We start from the raw sequence: 20,643 nt of genomic DNA on the forward strand, positions 1-20,643 counted from the left end.
GGTCACTCCGTCACCTTGATCTTGGGTTCATGCATGTCTTCGGGATGGAAGATCAGCCGGTACGTGCGGATCGCGATCAGCAGCACGGCGCAGACGTCGCCGATCCAGGCGACGAGGAAGAACGGCCATGTCGGCATGTGCAGGTCGAAGGTCTGGACGTTGTCGTTGTAGGTCAGCCGGACCTTGTCGAACAGCGTCCAGGTCTGCACGGTGACGACGAACAGCAGCACCAGCGTCGCGAACACGTCGATCATGCGCTGATGGCGCGGCCCGACATTGCCCCAGACCAGATCGACCGTGATGTGGGTGCCGCGATACGAGGTCGCCGCGATGCCCCAGAAGATGAGGATGCCGAGCAGCATGCGGCCGATGTCGAAGCTGTCGGGAATCGAATAGTTCAGCGTGTTGCGCAGCAGCACCGACAGGAAGATGTCGAGCGCGACGATGCCGACGAAGCCGGCCGCGATCCATTCGATCGAGTCGATCACGCGATCCATCCAGGAGCGCTTCATGGGGGAATCCTGTTCAAGGTCAGCGAAGTTGGATGCAGTCGCTTCCGCGAGGAAGGTGCGCTCCCTCCCCCGCTAGCGGGGGAGGGTTGGGGAGAGGGTGCTTCCACAATCGAGAGCCCCCAAGGGGAGAGAACCCTCACCCACGCCTTCGGCGCGACCTCTCCCGCAAGCGGGAGAGGTGCAGCCAGCGCGCGGCCACAGCTTCGCCTCACTCCGCCAGCGCGTTGTACTTCTTCAGCGATGCCTTGAGCTCGGCGAGCGCGGCGTCCGGATCGGCACCGGCTTTCTTGGCGCCGTCACTCCAGGTTTTGACCAGCGGCTCGGCCGCCTTCTTCCAGGCGGCGGTTTGTTCAGGCGTCAGCTTGTAGACCTCGTGGCTGGATTCCGCCTTCACCTTGGCGATGCCGGCGTCCTCGAACTTGCCCCAATGCTCGCCGACTGCGCCCGCCGTCTCGACCGTGCAGTTCTTGTCGATCGCGGCCTTCTGCTTGTCGGACATCGCGTTGTACTTGTCCTTGTTGATCACGAACACGAAGGTCGTGGTGTAGAGCGGCGCCTCCATGTCGTATTTGGTCACCTTGTCGATGCCGAACAGCACCAGGGAGCCCCAGGGAAAGGTAACGCCGTCGGCGACGCCGCGCTCGATGATGTCGCGCACTTCCGGGGCCGATGACTGGACATTGGTGCCGCCGAGCGAGGTGACGAAATTCGCCATGGTGGCGTGGGCGGGGCGGATCTTCAGGCCCTTCACGTCCTCCGGCGTCACGATCTTCTTGGTCTTGGAATGGAAGGACGAAGGCGAGTGCACGAAGGCGAGGCAGTATTTGACGTCCTTCATCTCCTTCTCGGCATATTTGCGATACCAGGCGTCCAGCCCCATCGAGCCGCCCTTGGCGTCCGAGATCAGGAACGGCAATTCGCCGGCGCCGATGATCGGGAAGCGGCCGGGCTGGTAGCCGGGATTGACATAGGTGACGTCCGCGATGCCGTCGCGCGCCATGTCGTAATGGTCGAAGGCCTTGCCGAGCTGCTGGGCCGGAAACACCTTGCCCTTGATGGTCCCGCCGGAATCCTTCTCGACCGCTGCGGCCCAGTCCTCCAGCGATTTTTGCAGCGGATGCGAGGCCGGCACCCAATGCGAGATCTTCAGATCGAAGGTCTTGTCCTGCGCGAACGCTGGGCTCACGCTTGCTGCCAGCAGCAAGGCCAGACAGGCTTTCCTCATCACGCGTCTCTCCCTGTTTTCGACGGCGGGCTTCGATGGCCCGGTCTCATTAATTAACATGTTATCTAATTGGCCGCCGTGTTCAAGCCGGAACTGGCGCGCCTTGTCGCGCCATCTACGTCAGCCATGTTACATGGATTTGTCGCTGCCCCGGCGACGACTGCTCCCTTTTGCGCAAACGTTATATGATATAATTATCTTCTGCGGACCTTTGCGACAAGCAGGCCGCGACCAAAACCTACAGGATCGGGAGGAGCAAGTATTGCGGACAAAAGTCGCAATCATCGGGGCCGGGCCGGCTGGATTGTTGCTTGGGCAACTGCTGCACGGCTACGGCATCGACAACGTCATCCTGGAGCGGCAGACCCCGGATTACGTGCTCGGCCGCATCCGCGCCGGCCTGCTGGAGGAGGGAACTGTCTCCCTGCTGGACCAGATCGGCGCCGGGGCACGGGCCCATGCCGAAGGCCTGGTGCATGAGGGCATCGAGCTCGCCTTCTCCGGAGGCCGTCACCGCATCGACATGAAGGGCGCGACCGGCAAGACCGTGATGATTTACGGCCAGACCGAGGTCACGCTCGACCTGATGAATGCCCGCAAGGCCGCCGGTCTCGTGTCGGTGTACGAGGCCAGGGACGTCCAGCCGCATGATTTCGACGGCAGTCACCCGCGCGTCACTTACGTCAAGGACGGCGTCACCCACACTATCGATTGCGATTTCATCGCCGGTTGCGACGGTTTTCATGGCGTCAGCCGCGCCAGCGTGCCGGCTGCGGCGATCGAGGAGTTCGAGCGGGTTTATCCGTTCGGCTGGCTCGGCATTTTGTCGGATACGCCGCCGGTCAGCCACGAGCTGATCTATTCCAACCACGCCCGCGGCTTTGCGCTCTGCACCATGCGCTCGACCAGGCGCAGCCGTTATTATGTGCAATGTTCGCTCGACGATCATGTCGACCAATGGCCGGACGACCGCTTCTGGGATGAATTGAAGCGCCGGCTCGACCAGGAGGCGGCCGACAGCCTCGTCACCGGCCCGTCGATCGAGAAGAGCATCGCGCCCTTGCGCAGCTTCGTCGCCGAGCCGATGCGCTTCGGCCGGATGTTTCTGTGCGGTGATGCCGCGCACATCGTGCCGCCGACCGGCGCCAAGGGGCTGAACCTTGCCGCTTCCGACGCGCACTATCTGTCGAGCGCTTTCCGCGAGTTCTACGACGAGAAATCCAGCGCCGGCATCGACGCTTACTCGGCCAAGGCGCTGGCGCGGGTCTGGAAAGCGGTGCGCTTCTCCTGGTGGATGACGTCGATGCTGCACAAATTCCCCGACACCGGCACCATCGGCGCCCGTATCCAGCTTGCTGAGCTCGACTACGTCACGCAATCGCAGGCCGCGATGACGTCGTTGTCGGAGAACTATGTCGGGCTGCCGTTCTGAGACGGTGCTGTAGGGTGGGCAAAGGCGCGAAGCGCCGTGCCCACCATCTTCCTATGATCGCGAAAGCTCGTGGGCACGCTTCGCTTTGCCCACCCTACGGCACCGCCGCTGTGAGGCACGTTGTCATCACCTGCGACAGCGGGCCCGTTTCAAACGCCCGCGCAAACTTCGTTTGAAACTTTGTAATTGATGCAACCGTCATCCACATCGCGTTGAATGCGGCCGACACAGCAACGCGAGACATCCATGGCTACTCCCGACATCCCCGCCGGCTTCGAGCCGCATTTCCGCAAAGCCCCGCTCACCGATCCCTGGGAGCCGCTCTATTCGAAGAAGACCGAGAATGGCGTCACCGTAGGGCTGCGGCTGGGGACGCCGCACACCAACGCGCGCGGGCTCATTCATGGCGGGCTCATCGCGGCGCTGGCCGATGCTGCCATGGGGTATAGCTGTGCTCAGGCAACGGGCTGGTCGACGTCGTTCGTTACGATCTCGCTGTCGGTCGATTATGTCGGCGCCGCCGAGATCGGCCAATGGCTCGCGGTCGAAGGCGAGGCGATCAAGACCGGCTCCACGATCTGCTTCGCGCAATGCCTGGTGAAGGCGGATGACGGCGTGATCGCGCGCGCCAGCGGCACGTTTCGCGTGGTGCCGAAGAAGGGGTGAACCCGCCCTCTCCGTGTCCCGGACGCGGTGCGGCGCGAAGTGCCGCTCCGCAGAGCCGGGACCCATTCATCCGCAGTCCAACCTGCTGCTCCTGGATCCCGGCTCTGCGCCGCAACGCCAAGGGCGTTGCAGCTTGTCCGGGACACGCATTTCACACAAACTTCCACTTCGCCGTCTCCACCACGAGATCGACGAACGCCCGCACCTTGGCCGAGAGCAGGCGCGAGGTCGGATAGACGATGTGGATCGGCAGCGCCGGTTGTTCATATCCGGCGAGCAGGATCTTCAGCCGGCCGCGCTTCAGGCCCTCGGCCGCCTGATAGGCCAGCACGCGCGTCACGCCGCCGCCGGCCTCGGCATATTGCAGCGCCGCGTCGGCGCTGTTGCTGATGAAGCGAGGCGACAGCGGCAACGCGATATCGCGGCCGTCGCGCAGGAAGCGCCATTCGGACCAGGGGCCGAACTGGACGGTCTGGTGCCCGGCGAGCGCCTCTGGCGTCTTCGGCTCGCCGTGACGCTTGAGATAGCTGGGCGCGGCCACCACGATCCGCCGCATCTCGCCGACCTGGCGCGCGACCAGCGAGGAATCGGCGAGATGGCCGATGCGGACGGCGGCGTCCACCGCGTCCTCGACCAGATTCACCAGATGGTCCGACAGCCGCAATTCGCAGGCGACCTCGGGATAGCGCTTGAGATAGGCGGTCATGACCGACCCGACATGCAGCCGGCCGAAGCCGACCGGCGCCGACACCACGAGATGTCCGCTGGGTCGATTCCGCTCCTGTCGCGCCGAGCCGTCGGCCTCCTCGACATCGGCAAGGATGCGCCGCGCGCGCTCCAGGTACCGCGTACCGACGTCGGTCAGCGTCACTTGCCGGGTGGTCCGCTGCAACAGCCGCGCGCCGAGATGCTCCTCCAGCGCCGCGATCAGGCGCGTGACCGCCGAGGGCGACAAGCGCAGCTTGCGCGCCGCCGGCGCAAAGCCGCGCAGATCGGCGACGGTGACGAAGACGTGCATGGCGTCGAGCCGGTCCATGGCATTATTGCATATATTGCAACGATGAAGTGTCAAGAGGCGTGATTGTTTTAGCGGCCGGCCAGTCCATCTTAGCTGGCGAAAGACGCAGGAATGCGCCCTGACACTTCAGGAGATGTTCCGATGACGACAGCAGTCCACACTTACGCGAGCGACGTCGCCTTTTCGCCGGCGGTGAAGGCGATCCAGGCGCGCAAGGGCTCGCGCGAGGCCTATGCGCGCAGCGAGCAGCGCGGCTGGCGCACGGAGGTCGATGACAATCTCGCGGCCTTCCTCGCGGAGGCCAACAGCTTCTACTTCGCCACGGCCTCCGCGGACGGCCAGCCCTATATCCAGCATCGCGGTGGGCCCAAGGGCTTTGTCAAGGTGCTGGACAAGCAGACGCTCGCCTTCGCCGACTATGCCGGCAACCAGCAGTTCATCACCCAGGGCAATCTCTCGGAGAATCCCAAGGCCTATATCTTCGTGATGGACTATGCTCATCGCCGCCGGGTGAAGATCTGGGGCGAGGCGCGCATCGTCGAGGACGACGAAGCGCTGACGACGTCGCTCATGCCGAAAGGCTACCGCGCCCGTCCCGAGCAGGTGATCCTGTTCAAGATCGCAGCCTGGGACACCAACTGCCCGCAGCACATCCCGCAGAAGTTCGATGCGGCGGATGTGGCGGCGGCACTCGCTGCAAGGGATCAGCGGATTGCGGAACTGGAAGCGGAGCTGGCGGCGCTGAAGGGGAAGCAAGAGACGCCAGATTGAATGGTCTTCTTCCTTTCGCTGTATCTTTCGACGTCATGCCCCGCGAAGGCGGGGCATCCAGTACGCAGAGGCCTCTCGTCTCGATCGCAACCGCCTCGGAGTCCTGGATCGCCCGGTCAAGCCGGGCGATGACAGCGAGTATACCGCGGCGCTGCGAAACTCAGATCGCGCTCGTGCCTTCGTGCTGGAAGCCGAGATAGCTCGCCGCAACCCGCTCGTTCGCGGCGATGTCGCTGGCCTTGCCGCTGAGCACGAATTCGCCGAGCTCCATCACATAAGCCTGGTCCGCGATCTTCAGCGCGGCCTGCGCGTTCTGCTCGACCAGCAGCACGGAGACGCCGCTGGCGCGCAGCTCGGTGACGATGCGGAAGATGTCGGCGACGATGATCGGGGCGAGGCCGAGGCTCGGCTCGTCCAGCATCAGCAGCTTCGGCTCGCCCATCAGGGCGCGGCCCATCGCGAGCATCTGCTGCTCGCCGCCGGAGAGCGTGCCGGCCAGCTGCTTGCGCCGCTCCTTCAGTCGCGGAAACAGCGCGTAGACGCGCTCCATCGAAGCCCTCGCCTTGCTCCGCTCGATGCGGAAGGCGCCCAGCTCGAGATTGTCCTCGACATTCATGGTGACGAACAGTTCGCGATGTTCAGGGACGAGGCCGAGGCCCATCGCGACGCGGTCCTCGATGTCGAGCCGGCCGAGGTCCTGGCCGGCAAAGGCGACGCGTCCCTTCAGCGGCAGGATGCCCATGATGGCCGAGAGCAGCGTGGTCTTGCCGGCGCCGTTGGCGCCGACGATGGTGACGATCTCATTCGCCCCGACCTCGAGCGAAACCGAGCGCACCGCCTCGACCTTGCCATAGGCGACATGGGCGTCGGCGACGGACAACAGCGCGCTCATGCCGCCACTCCGAGATAGGCCTTGATCACTTCCGGGTTGGTCTTGATCGTGGCGGGGGTGCCCTCCGCGATCTTGGTGCCGAAATCGAGCACCACGATGCGGTCGGCGAGGTTCATGACGAAGCCCATGTCGTGCTCGACCAGCAGCACGCTCATGCCGCCGTCGCGCAGCTCGCGCAGCAGCGTTGCCAGCCGCTGCTTCTCCATGTGGCGCAGGCCCGCGGCCGGCTCGTCGAGCAGCAGAAGCATCGGGTCGACGCAGAGCGCGCGGGCGATTTCGACGATGCGCTGCTGGCCGAGCGAAAGGCTGCCGGCCAGCTGGTGCATCTGCTCGGTGAGGCCGACGCGCTCGATCTGGCGGGCGGCTTCCGCGAGCAGCTTGGCCTCGTCGGCGCGGTCGAGGCGCAGCATCGAGGCAACTGGGCCGGCGTGGCCGCGCAGATGCGCGCCGATCGCGACGTTCTCCAGCACCGTCATATCAGGCACCAGCTTGACGTGCTGGAACGTGCGGGAGATGCCGAGCTTGACGATCTCCTGCGGCGGCGCCTTGTCGACCTTTTTGCCGAGCACCGACACCGAGCCCGAGGTCGCCGACAGCACGCCGGTGATCAGGTTGAACGTCGTGCTCTTGCCGGCGCCGTTCGGGCCGATCAGGGCGACGATCTCGCGGGCGTGGACGTCGAAGGAGACGTTGTTGACCGCGACCACGCCGCCGAACTGCTTCCGCGCCTTGTCGACCTGGAGCAGGACGTCGGACTCGCCGGGTGCGCGGGCACGATGCTCGAGCTTCAGCGAGGTGTCGGGCGTCTTGCCACCGATGCGCTCGGGCAGGAACGACATCAGCCAGGGCCAGAGACCGCCGGGCGCGAGCTGGAGCAGCGCCACCAGCATGATGCCGAACACGATGGTCTCGACCTGCCCGGAGCCGGGCAGGAGCAGCGGCAGATAGCTCTGCAGCACCTCCTTCAAGATCACGACGATCGCGGCGCCCAGCACGCCGCCCCAGACATAGCCGGCGCCGCCGACCACGGCGATGAAGAGGTATTCGATGCCCATATGCGCGCCGAACGGCGTCGGGTTCACCGCGCGCTGAAGGTGCGCGTAGAGCCACCCCGAGAGCCCGGCGAGCACGGCAGCGTGGATGAACACCAGGAGCTTGGCGCGCGGCGTGTGCACGCCGAAGGCTTCCGCCGCGACATGGCCGCGCCTGAGCGCGCGGATGGCGCGGCCGGTGCGGGAGTCCAGCAGGTTCATCGTCAACAGCGCCGAAACGATCACGGCGATCCAGATCGCGTAATAGATCGAGCCGGGCGAGAGCATCTTGAATGTGCCGATCGACAGTGGCGGGATCGCCGAGATGCCGTCGTTTCTCCCCAGGAATTCCAGCTTGCTGAAGAGATAGAACAGCCCGAGCCCCCAGGCGATGGTGCCGAGCGGCAGGTAATGGCCCGACAGGCGGACGGTGATCAGGCCGAGCAGCACTGCGAACACGCCGCTGACCAGGAGCGACAGCGGCAGGGTCAGCCACGGCGAGACGCCATAGGCCGTCGACAGCACCGCGGTGGTGTAGGCGCCGAAGCCGACGAAGGCGGCTTGTCCAAAGGAGGTCAGGCCGCCGACGCCGGTCAGCAGTACGAGGCCCATCGCGACCAGGGCGGCAAGGCCGATATTGTCGAGCAGCACGATCCAGAACGGTGGCATGCCCGGGATGAACGGGATCACCGCCATGACGGCTGCGAAGACGAGAATGGGAAGCCGGCTTTGCATCTTAGCCTCAGTCCTTCTCTTCCTCGACCGCCGGCGCGGCGAGCGAGCGCAGCAGCAGCACCGGGATCAGCAACATGAAGACGATGACCTCTTTGTAATTAGAGGCGTAGAAGGACGAGAATGCCTCGACCGTGCCGACCACGAGTGCCGCGACGGCGGTGAGCGGATAGCTGACCAGGCCGCCGATGATCGCGGCGACGAAGCCCTTCAGGCCGATCAGGAAGCCGGAGTCGTAGTACAATGTCGTGATCGGCACGATCAGGATGCCCGACAGCGCACCGATCACCGACGCCAGCAGGAAGGCGATCTGTCCTGACAGTGTGGTGCGGATGCCGGCGAGCCGCGCCCCGAGACGGTTCACCGCGGTCGCGCGCAGCGCCTTGCCGTACAGCGTCAGGCCGAAGAACAGCCAGAGAGCGACGATGAAGGCGATGGTGATGGCGTAGACGGTGATGCTCTGGCCGGTGAAGCGCAGCGCACCGGCGGTGAAGGCGCCGGACAGCACGGCAGGCCCGCGCTGTCCCTCGGCGCCGAAGAACAACAGGCCAAGTCCCTGCAGCGCGAGATGGACGCCCACCGAGGCGATCAGCAATACCAGCACGGAGGTGTGGGCCAGCGGCTGGAACGCGATGCGGTAGATGTAGAGGCCGATCATCGCCACGATCACCAGCGACAGCGCGATGCAGACCGCGATCGGCGGCTTCTGGGCGGCGAAGTACAGGGTCAGCGCCAGCACGATGGCCGGCAGCACGACGTTGGCGATCACGCTGCGCAGGATCAGGCGGCCGTGCAGGGCCTTGCGCGCGGCGAACAGGTCGAAGGCGAAGGCGCCGATGCCCAGCGCCAATGCGAGCTTGGCCGTGCCCGGCATTTGGCCCGCCGCCAGCGAGGCGTAGGTCAGCGCGCCATAGGTGACGAATTCGCCCTGGGGAATGAGGATGACGCGGGTGACGGCGAACACCAGCACCAGCGCCAGGCCGAGCAGCGCATAGATCGCGCCATTGGTGATGCCGTCCTGCACCAGGAACAGCATGATGGTGGTATTCAAGACCGGACGCTCCCCCTAATCCGGACCGATCCCCGCGATTGTGGTGGACCGTCCGCTCACAGCCATTGAAAAACGCTGACGATATTTGATATGGTCCATAACAATTATCAAATATAACATCAAGGGTAGGGAACGACCTGCCCTAAACTTAGCGGGATTACGAGCACGAGGCGATGACCGTTTCCAAAACCGCTGAAAAGTCCGCTGAAAAGTCCTCCGAAAAGCCGGCTGACGCGGCCAAGGGCCGCAAGGACGCAGGCGAGCCGCAGGCGGAGGCCCTCCAGCTCGGCGAGCTCTCCGAGCAGCTGGGCTACGTCTTGAAGCGGGCCCAGCTCAAGGTGTTCGAGAACTTCCTGCGCTGCATGGCTTCGCTCCAGCTGACGCCGGCGCAATTCTCCGTGCTGCTGCTGGTCGAGAAGAATCCGGGCCGTAACCAGACCGAGATCGCCTCGACGCTCGGCATCCTCAGGCCCAACTTCGTGGCCATGCTCGACAATCTCGAAAGCCGCGACCTGTGCGCGCGCATCCGCTCCACCAACGACCGCCGCTCCCACATCCTGGTGCTCACCGACAAGGGCAAGGCGGTGCTGGCCCGCGCCAAGAAACTCGTCGCCACCAAGCACGAGGCCCGGCTGAACGACCTGCTCGGGCAGAGCAACCGCGAAGCCTTGCTGGGGATGTTGTCGAAGATCGCCAACGAGTTTTGACTCCTACCCTCCTCTGGAGGGGGTGGGTCGACCGCGCGTAGCGTGGGCGGGGCGGGGTGATCTCTCCACTCGGGCACTGCATCGGTTGAGAGACTGTCACCCCACCCCGTCTCGCATCTCGCTGCGCTCGATCGCGAGCCGACCCTCCCCCTCCAGGGGAGGGTAAGCGAACTTCAATCCACCAAAATCACCCGGATGTCGTTCACGTTGGTCAGCGTCGGGCCGGGCTGGAGCAGATCGCCGGTCGCCTCGAAGAACGTCGTCGCGTCGTTGTTGTCGAGATAGGCCTGCGGCTGAAGCCCCTGCGCCTTCATCTTCGCGAAGGTCGCGGCGTCGATCAGCGCGCCGGCAGGGTCGGTGGGATGACCGGCGCCACCATCGGCGCCGTCGGTGTCGGCGGCCAGCGCCGAAATGTTTGGCGTGTCCTTCAGGAGGCCGGCGAGGGCCAGCGCGTATTCCTGGTTCGGTCCGCCGCGCCCATTGCCGCGCACGGTGACCGTGAGCTCGCCGCCGGACAGGATCGCGACGCGCCTGCCTTGCGCGCGGGCTTCAAGCGCGAGCCTGGCATGATCGGCGGCGACCTCGCGCGCCTCGCCTTCGAGATCGGCACCGAGATCGATGGTCTCAAAGCCGGCCTCGCGCGCGAGCTTGACGGCGGCGTCGAGCGACTGCTTGGGCCTCGCGATCAGCTCGAACTGCGCGCGCGCAAAGGCCGCGTCGCCCGGCTTGCAGCTCTCATTGGCGGGATTGTCGAGGGCGCGGCGCACCGCATCGTCGATGTCGAGCCTGTATTTCGCGACGATCGCGCGCGCATCGGCGAGCGTCGTCGGATCCGGCACGGTGGGGCCGGAGGCGATCGCGGAGGGATCGTCATGCGGCACGTCGGAGATCGCCAGCGTCACGATCTCGGCGGCGTTCCTGCCGGCGCGCGCGAGACGGCCGCCCTTGATCCGCGAGAGATGCTTGCGCACGACGTTCATCTCGCCGATCGGCGCGCCCGAACGGAGCAGCGCCTTGTTGACCGCCTGCTTCTGCGCGAAGCTGATGCCGTCCACCGGCGCGATCCAGTTCGCCGAGCCGCCGCCGGTGAGCAGAACCAGCAGCAGATCGTCGGGGCCGGCCTCGCCCGCGAGCGCGAGCGTGTCGGCGGCGCCCCTCAGCCCGGCCTCGTCGGGCACGGGATGGCCGGCCTCGACCACGCGGATGCGGCGCGTCGGCACGCCGTAGCCGTGGCGCGTGGTGGCGATACCGACGAGGCGCTCCGGTGCGAGCTTCAGCGTGTCGAGATAGTGCCGTTCGGCCGCCGCCGCCATCGCGCCGGCGCCCTTGCCGGCGGCGAGGCAGATCACGCGTCCCTTGGGCGCGGGACGCAGATGCGGCGCCAGGATCGTATTCGGATGGGCGGCGGCAACGGCGGCGTCGTAGAGCGCGCGAAGCAGGGGACGGCGATCGGTCATGACGAAAGGCCTTGGTAGACAGGAGAGATCGGCGGTGGGTGCCGCCAGTCACATGCCTACCGCATCAGGCCCGAAAGCGTAAGCCGGCTTCGCCATCATTCGATTGTGCAATCGCGTGATCATGATCGGCGCACAAGCAAAAGCCCCCTGCGCCATCGGCGCAGGGGGCCTGTCATTGCTGGTTCCTTGCGACTAACCGCCGGCGTCGGCGCTGATCACCTCACCGAACAGATCCCACTTGTCGCCCTTGAACTTCATGAGCTGGAGCGAGCTGATCGGTGCGAAGTCGTTCGCGCCGGTGTTGATCTTGATGCCGGGCAGCAGCACTTCGGTGCGGAAGTCCTTCAGGCTCGCCGCCTGCTTCATGACGTTCTCGCGCGTGAGATTGTCGCCGCACTTTTTCAGCACTTCGACCAGCGTCTGTGCCACGCCGTAGCCGACGATGGTGCCGCCGTCGAGCTTGTCGCCTTCGGGGAAGTACTTCGTCATGAACTCCAGGAAGCCCTTCATGCCGGCGTCGTCCTTCCACTGCGGATCGGAGACGTCCTTCAGATAGGCCGCCGAGATGATGTCCTGCGAATTCTCGAAGCCGGCGGGCTTGATCACGCTGCCAACCGAGGCCGAGACGTTGTTGAGGAAGTGCGTTGGCTTCCAGCCCACTTCCGCGATCTTCTTGATCGCCTGCGCCGCGAATTTCGGCGTGGTGATGTTGATGAAGACGTCGGCGCCGGTCGCCTTCAGCTTGACGATGTGATTGTCGATGGTCGGCTCCGAGGTCTCGTAGCTTTCCTCGAGCACGATCATGCTCGCGGCCTTGGCGCCGAGACCGTCCTTCAGGCCCTTCAAATAATCCTTGCCGTAATCGTCGTTCTGGTAGAGCACGCCGATCTTGGCGTTGGGCATCGCCTTCAGGATGTACTTCGCGTAGATCTGCGTCTCGCTCTGGTAGTTGGGCTGCCAGCCCATCGTCCAGGGGAAGTTCTGCGGATCGTTCCATTTGGTGGCGCCGGTGGCGACGAACAGCTGCGGCACCTTCTTCGAGTTCATGTATTTCTGGATCGCCGAGTTCGGCGGCGTGCCGAGCGAGTTGAAGACCAGTAGCACCTCGTCGCTCTCGACCAGCTTGCGTGCCTGCTCCACCGTCTTGGGCGGCGAATAGGCGTCGTCGTAGGAGACGAAATTGATCTTGCGGCCGTTGATGCCGCCCTCTTCGTTGATCTTCTTGAAATAGGCGGCCTCGGTCCGTCCGATGATGCCGTAGGCGGAGGCCGGTCCGCTGTAGGGCATGATGTTGCCGATCTTGATCTCGGTGTCGGTCGCGCCGGTATCGTATTTCTTCTGGGCCGATGCGGTGGACGTCGTGGCCGCGAGAAGCGCGAGCGCCAATGAAGCGGCCGCAAGCTTGCCGGTGACAGCAGGCATTCCAATCTCCCTGTTTTTCTTGATGTGTGCGCGTCCCTTTTCTTGGCTTGCTTGTTTTTGGCGACGCCTCGCAATTCAATACGATTTGCCCGAAGGCTTCAAGGAAAAGACCCTGCGGCAGAGCCGCAGGGGCTGCGTCTTTAGTCGATTTTTGGTCACACGTTCGGCGACTGGTTAACGTTCAGCCTCCGACGTCGCCGCTCAGGATGTCGCCAAATCGCTCCCAATGCTCGCCCTTGAAGCGCATCAGCTGCAGCTGCGAGAGCGGGGCGAAATCGGTGGCCGAGGTGTTTACCTTGATGCCCGGCAACAGGCCGCCCGGCTCGTAATCCTTGATGCTGGCGGCCTGTTTCATGACGTTCTCGCGGGTCAGATTGTCGCCGCAGGCCTTGAGCACGTGGACAAGGCCCTGGGCCACGATGTAGCCGTACATCACCGCGGCATCGGCGCGGTTCGCTTCCGGATAGTACTTGTCCAGGAACTCGTTCCAGCCAATCATCGCAGGGTCGCTCTTCCATTGCGCGTCGGTGGGATCCTTGAAATACTGCGACGAGATGACGTCCTGCGCATTCTCGAAGCCGGCCGGCTTGATCACGCTGCCGATCGAGTTCGAGACGTTGTTGAGGAAGTGCAGCGGCTTCCAGCCGAGCTCGGCATTCTTCTTGATCGCTTGCGCCGCGAATTTCGGCGTGGTGATGTTCATGAAGACGTCGGCGCCCGAGGCCTTCAGTCTCACGATGTGCGAGTCGATGGTCGGCTCGGAGACCTCATAGGTGTCCTCGATAACGATCATCGAGGCCGCTTTGGCGCCGAGCCCATCCTTGAAGCCCTTCAGATAGTCCTTGCCGTAATCGTCGTTCTGATAGAGCACCGCGATCTTGGCGTCCGGCTTGTTCTTCAGGATGTACTTGGCATAGATGACGGTCTCGCTTTGGTAGTTCGGCTGCCAGCCCATGGTCCACGGGAAAGCTTGCGGATCGTTCCATTTGGTAGCGCCGGTGGCGACGAACAGCTGCGGCACCTTCTTCTGGTTCATGTATTTCTGGATCGCCGAGTTCGGCGGCGTGCCGAGCGAATTAAAGATCAGCAGGACTTCGTCGCTCTCGACCAGCTTGCGCGCCTGCTCCACCGTCTTCGGCGGGGAATAGGCGTCGTCATAGGAGACGAAGCTGATCTTGCGGCCGTTGATGCCGCCTTCCGCGTTGATCTTGCGGAAATAGGCCTCCTCGGTCTTGCCGATCACGCCGTAGGAGGAGGCCGGTCCGCTATAGGGCATGATGTTGCCGATCTTGATCTCGGTGTCGGAAGCGCCGGTGTCGTATTTCTTCTGTGCCGATGCTGTCGTGGACAAGGTGGCAGCCATCAGGAAGGCAGCCGAAAAGGCCGCCAACCGCACGTGCATTGCAGGCATCTCGCTCTCCCTGGGTCGGTTGAATGTGTCGATTGTTCTTGATGGGGAGCGATCGTTGCGCGCCGCTCCGTCGCACATTGAATACCCATCCATCGCGGCCAGCAAGAAAAAGCGCGCCTGGGTCACCGGCGCAGGACGTGCAAATGATTTGAGGCCGCGGGGAATATTCCGGCGCGTGAGATTTCGCGCGCCGTTAATCAATTGCGCTTAGGTTGCTGAAGTAAAGCAGAGCGATCTTGAATTGTGTGACGCTCAGTGGCCGAGCTGGCTCGAGATGACGTCGCCGAACAGCTCCCACTTCTTGCCCTTGAAGCGCATCATCTGCAGCTGCTTGATCGGCGCGAAATCGTCCGGCGCGGTGTTGATCTTGATCCCGGGCAAGAGTGTATCGGGTTCGAAATCCTTCAAGGAAGCGGCCTGCCTCATGATGTTCTCGCGGGTGAGATCGTCGCCGCACATCTGCAGCACCTTCACCATCGTCTGCGCTGCCGCATAGCCGAACACCACGCCGGCATCGAGCTTGTTGGCCTTCGGCTCGTACTGCGCGAGGAAATTGTAGAACTTCTTCATGCCGTCGTCGGCGTTCCATTGCGGGTCGGAGCCGTCCTTGGCGTAGCTCGCCGACAGCACGCCTTGCGAGACCTCGAGGCCGGCCGGCTCCAGCACGCCGCCGACCGAAGCCGACACGTTGGAGATGATCTGGATCGGATGCCAGTTGATCTCCGCCGCCTTCTTGATCCCCTGCGCGGCGAATTTCGGGCTGGTAATGCTGATGAAGATATCGGCGCCCGTGGACTTCAGCTTCACAACCCGCTCGTCGATCGCCGGCTCGGAGGTGTCGTAGCCTTCTTCCCGCACGATCATCGAGGCCTTCGGGCCAAGGCCCTCCTTCAGTCCCTTCAGATAGTCCTTGCCGAAATCGTCGTTCTGGTAGAGCACGCCGATCTTGCCGTCCGGCTTCTCCTTCATGATGTACTTGGCGTAGATGCGCGCCTCGCTGACGTAGCTCGGCTGCCAGCCCATGGTCCAGGGGAAGTTCTTCGGGTCGTTCCACTTCGAGGCGCCGCTCGCCACGAACAATTGCGGCACCTTCTTCTCGTTCATGTATCTGCGGATTGCATTGTTGGTGGAGGTTCCGAGCGAGCCGAAGATTAAAAGCACGCCGTCGCTCTCGACCAGCTTGCGCGCCTGCTCCACCGTTTTCGGCGGCGAGTAGGCGTCGTCATAGGAGATGAACCTGATCTTGCGGCCGTTGATGCCGCCCTCGGCATTGATCTTGTTGAAATAGGCCTCCTCGGTCTTGCCGATCGCGGCATAGGCGGAGGCGGGGCCGCTATAGGGCATGATGTTGCCGATCTTGATCTCGGTGTCGGAGGCGCCGGTATCGTATTTCTTTTGCGCCAGTGCCCCGCTGCTCATCGCAGTGCACAACGCGAATGCGGCCGAGAAGGTCGCAACCTGAAATCGAACGGCGATCATAGTTCTCCTACCCCGGGCTGGATCGGCGCCGCATTGAACAAGATTGACGCCGGCCGTCAACAAAAAGCCCCCGCGGTCGCCCGCGGGGGCTTGTCAGCTCGAATTGTTGCGTCAGCGGTTCACTCGGAGGCGACGTCGCCGCTGATGATCTCGCCGAACAGTTCCCACTTCTCGCCCTTGAAACGCATCATCTGGAGCTGCGCGATCGGAGCGAAATCGGTGGCACTGGTGTTGATCTTGACGCCGGGCAGCAGGGTGTCCGGAGCGAAGTCCTTCAATGCGGCGGCCTGCTTCATGATGTTGGCGCGGGTGAGATCATCGCCGCACATCTCCAGCACCTTGGCGAGGGTCGAGGCGGCGCCATAGCCGTAGACCATGCTGGTGTCCGATTTGTCGGCGCCAGGCATGTACTTGTCGACGAACTCATTCCACTTCTTCATGCCGGGGTCGTTGGCCCATTGCGGATCCGTGGAGTCCTTGGCATAGGCCGCCGACAGCACGCCCTGCGCGTTCTCGAAGCCGGCCGGCTTCATCACGCTGCCGACCGAGATCGACACGTTGGTGAGGATCTGGAGTGGCTTCCAGCTGAGCTCGGCGGTCTTTTTGATGGTCTGGGCCGCGAACTTCGGCGTGGTGTAGATCAAGAGCACGTCGGGATTGGCGGCCTTGATCTTGACGATGTGGCCGTCGATCGACGGCTCGGACACCTCGTAGCTCTCCTCCATGATGATCATGGACGAGGCCTTGGCGCCGAGGCCGTCCTTGGTGCCCTTGAGGTAGTCTTTGCCGAAATCGTCGTTCTGGTAGAGGATCGCGACCTTGGCGTCGGGCTTCTCCTTCATCAGCCATTTCGCGTAGATCTGCGCTTCGCTCTGGTAGGAGGGCTGCCAGCCCATGGTCCAGGGGAAGTTCTTCGGGTCGTTCCACTTGGTGGCGCCGGTGGCGACGAAGAGCTGCGGGATCTTCTTGGCATTGAGGTACTTCTGAATCGCCGTGTTCGAGGGCGTGCCGAGTGGGTTGAACACCACCAGCACCTCGTCGCTCTCGACCAGCTTGCGCACCTGCTCGACGGCCTTCGGCGGCGAATAGCCGTCGTCATAGCTGACGAAGTTGATCTTGCGGCCGTTGATGCCGCCCTTGTCGTTGATCATCCGGAAGTAGGCTTCTTCGGTCTTGCCGATGATGCCATAGGCCGACGCCGGACCGCTGTACGGCATGATGTTGCCGATCTTGATCTCGGTATCGGACGCGCCGGTGTCGTACTTCTTTTGGGCGAGTGCAGCGCCGGAGGTGAGGGAAATGGCCGCCGTTGCCGTGACCAGCGCGGCGGCTCGCAGTGTTCTTCCAAAAAGCAATTCGATCTCCTTCTTCAATGAACGCCTGGATGAGGGTCTTCAGTTCTTCCTGATCTTGCCAGCGAGTTGCTGGCCCAGGATCGCGATCTGCCTTGCGCCGTGCGGCACCAGGTAGATGACGAGGAACAGCAGCACACCGAACACGGCGCCGGAGAGGCCCTTTGAGATGCTCTCCGCCATGTTCGGCACGAAGATGATGAAGGCCGCGCCGACGAACGAGCCGGGCAGCCAGCCGACGCCGCCGACGACCATGCCGAGGAACAGCGAGATCGCGAGCGTGATGGTGTAGCTGTCGGGCGCGACGAATTGCACGGCGATGGCGCCGAGCGAGCCGGCGACGCCGGTGATGCCCGCGGACACCCCGAAAGCCAGTGTTTTGTAGAGCGCGACGTTGACGCCCATCGAGGACGCCGCGATCTCGTTGTCGCGGATCGCCATGAAGGCACGCCCCGAGCGGGAGCGCAGCAGGTTCACCGAGAAGATGTAGATCGCGATCGTCACGATGAGCGTGAAATAGTACAGCCACATGTCCTGCGACATCGGCAGGCCGAACGGCGCGTCCGGCTTGGTGACGACGAGGCCCTGCACGCCGCCGGTCCAGTGCTCGAGGAAGTTCAGCTTGAGCAGCTGCGGCATTGCGGTGGCGAGTGCGAAGGTCGCGAGCGCGAGATAGATGCCCGACAGTCGCAGCGCCGGCTTGCCGAACAGGTAGCCGAACCCGAAGCAGATCGCCGCGGAAATCGGAATGGTCAGCGCATAGTTGACGTTGGCATGCTCCATCAGCACCGCCGAGGTATAGGCGCCGACGGCGTAGAATGCGCTCTGGCCGAGCGAGAACTGGCCGGAACCGCCGGTCAGGATGTTCAGCGCCAGCACCGCGAGCCCGTAGATCAGGAGCATCGTCATCTGGAAGATGATGAAGTTCTTGACGAACAACGGCACGACCAACAACGCCGCCAGCACCACCAGCGAGGTGCCGGTGCCCAGCGTCATGGCCCGCTTCGGGACCGCCTCGACCGCCTCGTGGCCTTCGGTGACGACTTCTTCTGCTGCGCTCATGATCAAACTCGCTTGACGATTGGCCGGCCGAACAGGCCAGCGGGTTTGACGACCAGGACGGAGATGATCAGCGCGAGCGCGATCGGGAGCTTCAGTTCGTTGCCGACGCCGGGGATGTAGGTGCCGGCGAGGTTCTCGAACACGCCGACCAGGAAGCCGCCGACCACGGCGCCGAACGGGCTCGACAGACCGCCGAGCACCGCGGCGGCGAAGCCGTAGATCAGCACGCCGCCCATCATGTTGGGCTCGAGGAAAACAACCGGAGCGATCAGCATGCCGGCGATCGAGCCGATCGCGGTTGCCATGCCCCAGCCGAGCGCGATCATCCAGCTCGTGTTGATGCCGACGAGGCGGGCCGATTCAGGCACCGAGGCGGCCGCGCGCATCGCAAGACCGATCCGCGTGTACTGGAAGAAGAAATACAGCGCGAGCAGCAGCGCTATCGTGACGCCGATCATGCCGGCCTGGTGGGTGGAGATCAGCTGGCTGCCGAGGAACGGTGCGGAGCCGAACGGGGTCGGATATTGCTTGATCGTGAAGTCCCAGATCAGGCCGGCCGAGGAGTTGATGATCGCAAACAGCGCGATGAAGCCGGCGACGTTGGTCAGCACCGGTGCTTTCGCGAGCGGCTTGAACAGGATGCGCTCGATCGCGATGCCCGCGACGAAGGAAAATGCCAGCGTGATCAGGAAGGCGGCCCAGTAGGACACGCCCCACTGCATCAACTGCCAGGAGATGAAGGTCGAGAACATCGCCATCTCGCCTTGCGCGAAGTTGAGATGATCGATGGCCTGGTAGATCATGACGACGGCCAAGGCCATGCAGGCATAGATCGCGCCCGTGGCGATGCCGGCGAGGACCTGGTTGGTGAACAGCTCCATTGTCCCGGCTCCCTCAGTAACCCAGATAGGATTTGCGGATTTCTTCGTTGTTCGCGATGTCCTTGGCCTTGCCGGACATCACGATACGGCCCGTCTCGATCACATAAGCCTGGTCGGCGAGTTCGAGCGCGAGTTGCGCGTTCTGCTCGACCACGAGGATCGACACCTTGTCCTCGCGGTTGATCTTGCCGAGGATGCCGAACAGGTCACGCACCACCAGCGGCGCGAGGCCGAAGGACGGTTCGTCCAGCAACATCAGGCGCGGCCGCAGCATCAACGCGCGCGCGACCGCGAGCATCTGCTGCTCGCCGCCGGAGAGCGTCCCGGCCTGCTGGGTGTGGCGCTGCTTCAGGACCGGAAAATGCGCATACATGCGCTCGATGTCGGAGACGATGCCGGCGCGATCCTTGCGGGTGATGGCCCCCAACTGGAGATTCTCCTCCACCGTCATATTGGTGAAGGTGCCGCGGCCCTGTGGCACGTGGGCGATGCCGAAACGCACGATGCTCTCGGTGGAGCGGTTGTTCAGCGGCTTGCCTTCGAACTCGACGTCGCCGGTGGAGCGCACCATGTTGCAGATCGCGCGCAGTGTGGTGGTCTTGCCGGCGCCGTTGGCGCCGAGCAGCGTCACGAGCGAGCCCTCGTTGAGCGAGAAGGACAGGCCGTGGAGCGCCTGGACCTGGCCATAATAGGCGCGCAGATCCTTGACGTTGAGCAGCTGCGTCATTGATCCTTGCTCCCGAGATAGGCCTTGATGACGTCGGGATCGGCCTGCACCTGAGCCGGCGTGCCTTCCGCGAGTTTCTTGCCGAAATTCAGCGCGACGACGTGGTCGGCGATCGACATCACGAGGCCCATGTGGTGCTCGACCAGCAGCACGGTCATGTGGCGCTCATCGCGGATGCGGCGAATGAGGTCCCCGAGTACGTAGACTTCTTCGTGGTTGAGGCCGCCGGCCGGCTCGTCGAGCAGCAGGATCTTCGGATCGGCTGCCAGAGCGCGCGCCAACTCGACCCGCTTCTGTGTGCCGAAGGGCAGGCCGGACACGACGGTGTGGGCGACGTCCTCAAGGCCGAGATAAGCGAGGATCTCGTGCACCTTCTTGTTGACGCTGGCCTCGCTGCGCCGGACCCAGGCGAGCTTCAGGGAGTCGCTGATGATGTCGCTGGAGGTCTTCGAATGCGCGCCGACACGGACATTGTCCATCACCGATAGGTTCGGAAACAGCGCGACGTTCTGGAAAGTGCGGCCGATGCCGATCTCGGCGATCCGGTGCGGCGCCCGTGTCAGGATGCTCACGCCTTCCATCAGGATGTCGCCGGACGACGGCTGATAGAGCCGCGAGAGACAGTTGAAGAGCGTTGTCTTGCCGGCGCCGTTTGGCCCGATCAATCCGAGGATCTGGCCCTTGTGCATGTCGAAGGACACGCCGTTGAGCGCGACGATGCCGCCGAACACGACGCTGACGTCGCGAACGGCGAGCAGGGGCGATGTCCCCTGCGCGAGCTGTGCCTGCGTCATCTCGTCTCGCCCACGTGATTG

The 20,643-nt window shown here is 63.8% G+C and carries 19 protein-coding genes; 4 read left to right on the plus strand and 15 right to left on the minus strand.

Translation table 11 applies throughout. From position 1 onward, the window contains the following. Positions 1-2: 2 nt before the first annotated feature. Positions 3-512 (minus strand): TRAP transporter small permease, encoded by a 510-nt coding sequence (locus SE91_RS00340; RefSeq protein ID WP_008541672.1) that lies wholly within the window; start codon positions 510-512, stop codon positions 3-5. A gap of 208 nt (positions 513-720) precedes the next feature. Continuing rightward, the gene (locus SE91_RS00345; protein ID WP_061846177.1) at positions 721-1,737 is read right to left on the minus strand and encodes a TRAP transporter substrate-binding protein; all 1,017 of its coding nucleotides are present in this window, start codon (positions 1,735-1,737) and stop codon (positions 721-723) included. 262 nt (positions 1,738-1,999) lie between these two features. Here SE91_RS00345 and pobA point away from each other — a divergent pair, with 262 nt between their 5' ends. Both pobA and SE91_RS00355 read left to right on the plus strand, forming a co-directional pair. Beyond that, positions 2,000-3,169, plus strand: a complete 1,170-nt coding sequence (gene pobA, locus SE91_RS00350) for a 4-hydroxybenzoate 3-monooxygenase (RefSeq protein ID WP_061846178.1) — start codon at positions 2,000-2,002, stop codon at positions 3,167-3,169. A 246-nt stretch (positions 3,170-3,415) separates the two neighbouring features. Then, positions 3,416-3,835: a PaaI family thioesterase gene (locus tag SE91_RS00355; RefSeq protein ID WP_061846179.1), complete on the plus strand. Its 420-nt coding sequence runs from the start codon at positions 3,416-3,418 to the stop codon at positions 3,833-3,835. A gap of 151 nt (positions 3,836-3,986) precedes the next feature. Here the strand turns inward: SE91_RS00355 and SE91_RS00360 are convergent, their stop codons facing one another. Next, the gene (locus SE91_RS00360; RefSeq protein ID WP_061846180.1) at positions 3,987-4,871 is read right to left on the minus strand and encodes a LysR family transcriptional regulator; all 885 of its coding nucleotides are present in this window, start codon (positions 4,869-4,871) and stop codon (positions 3,987-3,989) included. 123 nt (positions 4,872-4,994) lie between these two features. On the opposite strand from SE91_RS00360, the gene SE91_RS00365 reads away from it, so the two are divergent. Continuing rightward, on the plus strand, positions 4,995-5,624 hold the full coding sequence (locus tag SE91_RS00365; RefSeq protein ID WP_061846181.1) for a pyridoxamine 5'-phosphate oxidase family protein: 630 nt from the start codon (positions 4,995-4,997) through the stop codon (positions 5,622-5,624). Between the two features lie 160 nt (positions 5,625-5,784). On the opposite strand, the gene SE91_RS00370 is transcribed toward SE91_RS00365, so the two are convergent. From SE91_RS00370 to SE91_RS00380, 3 genes are read right to left on the minus strand one after another with little or no spacing between them, the layout of a single operon-like run. Next, positions 5,785-6,516, minus strand: a complete 732-nt coding sequence (locus tag SE91_RS00370; RefSeq protein WP_061846182.1) for an ABC transporter ATP-binding protein — start codon at positions 6,514-6,516, stop codon at positions 5,785-5,787. Beyond that, entirely contained in the window at positions 6,513-8,282 is a 1,770-nt protein-coding gene (locus SE91_RS34900; protein ID WP_082813625.1) for a branched-chain amino acid ABC transporter ATP-binding protein/permease, read from the minus strand. The genes SE91_RS00370 and SE91_RS34900 overlap by 4 nt, the downstream gene beginning before the upstream one ends. 7 nt (positions 8,283-8,289) lie before the next feature. Then, positions 8,290-9,330, minus strand: a complete 1,041-nt coding sequence (locus tag SE91_RS00380) for a branched-chain amino acid ABC transporter permease (protein ID WP_061846184.1) — start codon at positions 9,328-9,330, stop codon at positions 8,290-8,292. A 173-nt stretch (positions 9,331-9,503) separates the two neighbouring features. On the opposite strand from SE91_RS00380, the gene SE91_RS00385 reads away from it, so the two are divergent. Continuing rightward, on the plus strand, positions 9,504-10,037 hold the full coding sequence (locus tag SE91_RS00385) for a MarR family winged helix-turn-helix transcriptional regulator (protein WP_008541699.1): 534 nt from the start codon (positions 9,504-9,506) through the stop codon (positions 10,035-10,037). 173 nt (positions 10,038-10,210) lie between these two features. On the opposite strand, the gene SE91_RS00390 is transcribed toward SE91_RS00385, so the two are convergent. From SE91_RS00390 to SE91_RS00430, 9 genes are all read right to left on the minus strand, one after another. Next, positions 10,211-11,494, minus strand: coding sequence for a glycerate kinase type-2 family protein (locus tag SE91_RS00390; RefSeq protein WP_061846185.1), 1,284 nt, complete (start codon positions 11,492-11,494; stop codon positions 10,211-10,213). Between the two features lie 192 nt (positions 11,495-11,686). Then, positions 11,687-12,916 carry an ABC transporter substrate-binding protein gene (locus SE91_RS00395; RefSeq protein WP_061846186.1) on the minus strand — a complete coding sequence of 410 codons (1,230 nt, stop codon included), beginning with the start codon at positions 12,914-12,916 and terminating at the stop codon, positions 11,687-11,689. Between the two features lie 181 nt (positions 12,917-13,097). After that, complete coding sequence (locus SE91_RS00400) at positions 13,098-14,327, minus strand: ABC transporter substrate-binding protein (protein WP_061846187.1); 1,230 nt, start codon at positions 14,325-14,327, stop codon at positions 13,098-13,100. Between the two features lie 252 nt (positions 14,328-14,579). Continuing rightward, positions 14,580-15,806, minus strand: coding sequence for an ABC transporter substrate-binding protein (locus SE91_RS00405; RefSeq protein ID WP_061846188.1), 1,227 nt, complete (start codon positions 15,804-15,806; stop codon positions 14,580-14,582). A 119-nt stretch (positions 15,807-15,925) separates the two neighbouring features. Continuing rightward, complete coding sequence (locus tag SE91_RS00410) at positions 15,926-17,161, minus strand: ABC transporter substrate-binding protein (RefSeq protein ID WP_060737989.1); 1,236 nt, start codon at positions 17,159-17,161, stop codon at positions 15,926-15,928. A gap of 39 nt (positions 17,162-17,200) precedes the next feature. Next, a complete protein-coding gene (locus SE91_RS00415; protein WP_060737195.1) occupies positions 17,201-18,220 on the minus strand; it encodes a branched-chain amino acid ABC transporter permease in 1,020 nt (339 codons plus the stop codon). Positions 18,221-18,222: 2 nt separating this feature from the next. After that, positions 18,223-19,101: a branched-chain amino acid ABC transporter permease gene (locus SE91_RS00420; protein ID WP_060737194.1), complete on the minus strand. Its 879-nt coding sequence runs from the start codon at positions 19,099-19,101 to the stop codon at positions 18,223-18,225. A gap of 13 nt (positions 19,102-19,114) precedes the next feature. After that, positions 19,115-19,828 (minus strand): ABC transporter ATP-binding protein, encoded by a 714-nt coding sequence (locus SE91_RS00425; protein WP_060737193.1) that lies wholly within the window; start codon positions 19,826-19,828, stop codon positions 19,115-19,117. Continuing rightward, a complete protein-coding gene (locus SE91_RS00430; protein ID WP_008541737.1) occupies positions 19,825-20,622 on the minus strand; it encodes an ABC transporter ATP-binding protein in 798 nt (265 codons plus the stop codon). The genes SE91_RS00425 and SE91_RS00430 overlap by 4 nt, the downstream gene beginning before the upstream one ends. Positions 20,623-20,643 lie beyond the last annotated feature (21 nt).

This window comes from Bradyrhizobium sp. DOA1 (assembly GCF_001593325.1).
Lineage (GTDB): Bacteria > Pseudomonadota > Alphaproteobacteria > Rhizobiales > Xanthobacteraceae > Bradyrhizobium.

Excerpts from the sequence above, each read along its gene's own strand:
- SE91_RS00425 (WP_060737193.1), bottom strand. The coding sequence starts at position 19,828 with ATGACGCAGCTGCTCAACGTCAAGGATCTGCGCGCCTATTATGGCCAG.
- SE91_RS00355 (WP_061846179.1), top strand. The coding sequence starts at position 3,416 with ATGGCTACTCCCGACATCCCCGCCGGCTTCGAGCCGCATTTCCGCAAA.
- SE91_RS00395 (WP_061846186.1), bottom strand. The coding sequence starts at position 12,916 with ATGCCTGCTGTCACCGGCAAGCTTGCGGCCGCTTCATTGGCGCTCGCG.
- SE91_RS00340 (WP_008541672.1), bottom strand. The coding sequence starts at position 512 with ATGAAGCGCTCCTGGATGGATCGCGTGATCGACTCGATCGAATGGATC.
- SE91_RS00390 (WP_061846185.1), bottom strand. The coding sequence starts at position 11,494 with ATGACCGATCGCCGTCCCCTGCTTCGCGCGCTCTACGACGCCGCCGTT.
- SE91_RS00415 (WP_060737195.1), bottom strand. The coding sequence starts at position 18,220 with ATGAGCGCAGCAGAAGAAGTCGTCACCGAAGGCCACGAGGCGGTCGAG.
- SE91_RS00405 (WP_061846188.1), bottom strand. The coding sequence starts at position 15,806 with ATGATCGCCGTTCGATTTCAGGTTGCGACCTTCTCGGCCGCATTCGCG.
- SE91_RS00420 (WP_060737194.1), bottom strand. The coding sequence starts at position 19,101 with ATGGAGCTGTTCACCAACCAGGTCCTCGCCGGCATCGCCACGGGCGCG.
- SE91_RS00400 (WP_061846187.1), bottom strand. The coding sequence starts at position 14,327 with ATGCCTGCAATGCACGTGCGGTTGGCGGCCTTTTCGGCTGCCTTCCTG.
- SE91_RS00345 (WP_061846177.1), bottom strand. The coding sequence starts at position 1,737 with ATGAGGAAAGCCTGTCTGGCCTTGCTGCTGGCAGCAAGCGTGAGCCCA.
- SE91_RS00430 (WP_008541737.1), bottom strand. The coding sequence starts at position 20,622 with ATGACGCAGGCACAGCTCGCGCAGGGGACATCGCCCCTGCTCGCCGTT.
- SE91_RS00385 (WP_008541699.1), top strand. The coding sequence starts at position 9,504 with ATGACCGTTTCCAAAACCGCTGAAAAGTCCGCTGAAAAGTCCTCCGAA.
- SE91_RS00365 (WP_061846181.1), top strand. The coding sequence starts at position 4,995 with ATGACGACAGCAGTCCACACTTACGCGAGCGACGTCGCCTTTTCGCCG.
- SE91_RS00370 (WP_061846182.1), bottom strand. The coding sequence starts at position 6,516 with ATGAGCGCGCTGTTGTCCGTCGCCGACGCCCATGTCGCCTATGGCAAG.
- SE91_RS00360 (WP_061846180.1), bottom strand. The coding sequence starts at position 4,871 with ATGGACCGGCTCGACGCCATGCACGTCTTCGTCACCGTCGCCGATCTG.
- SE91_RS34900 (WP_082813625.1), bottom strand. The coding sequence starts at position 8,282 with ATGCAAAGCCGGCTTCCCATTCTCGTCTTCGCAGCCGTCATGGCGGTG.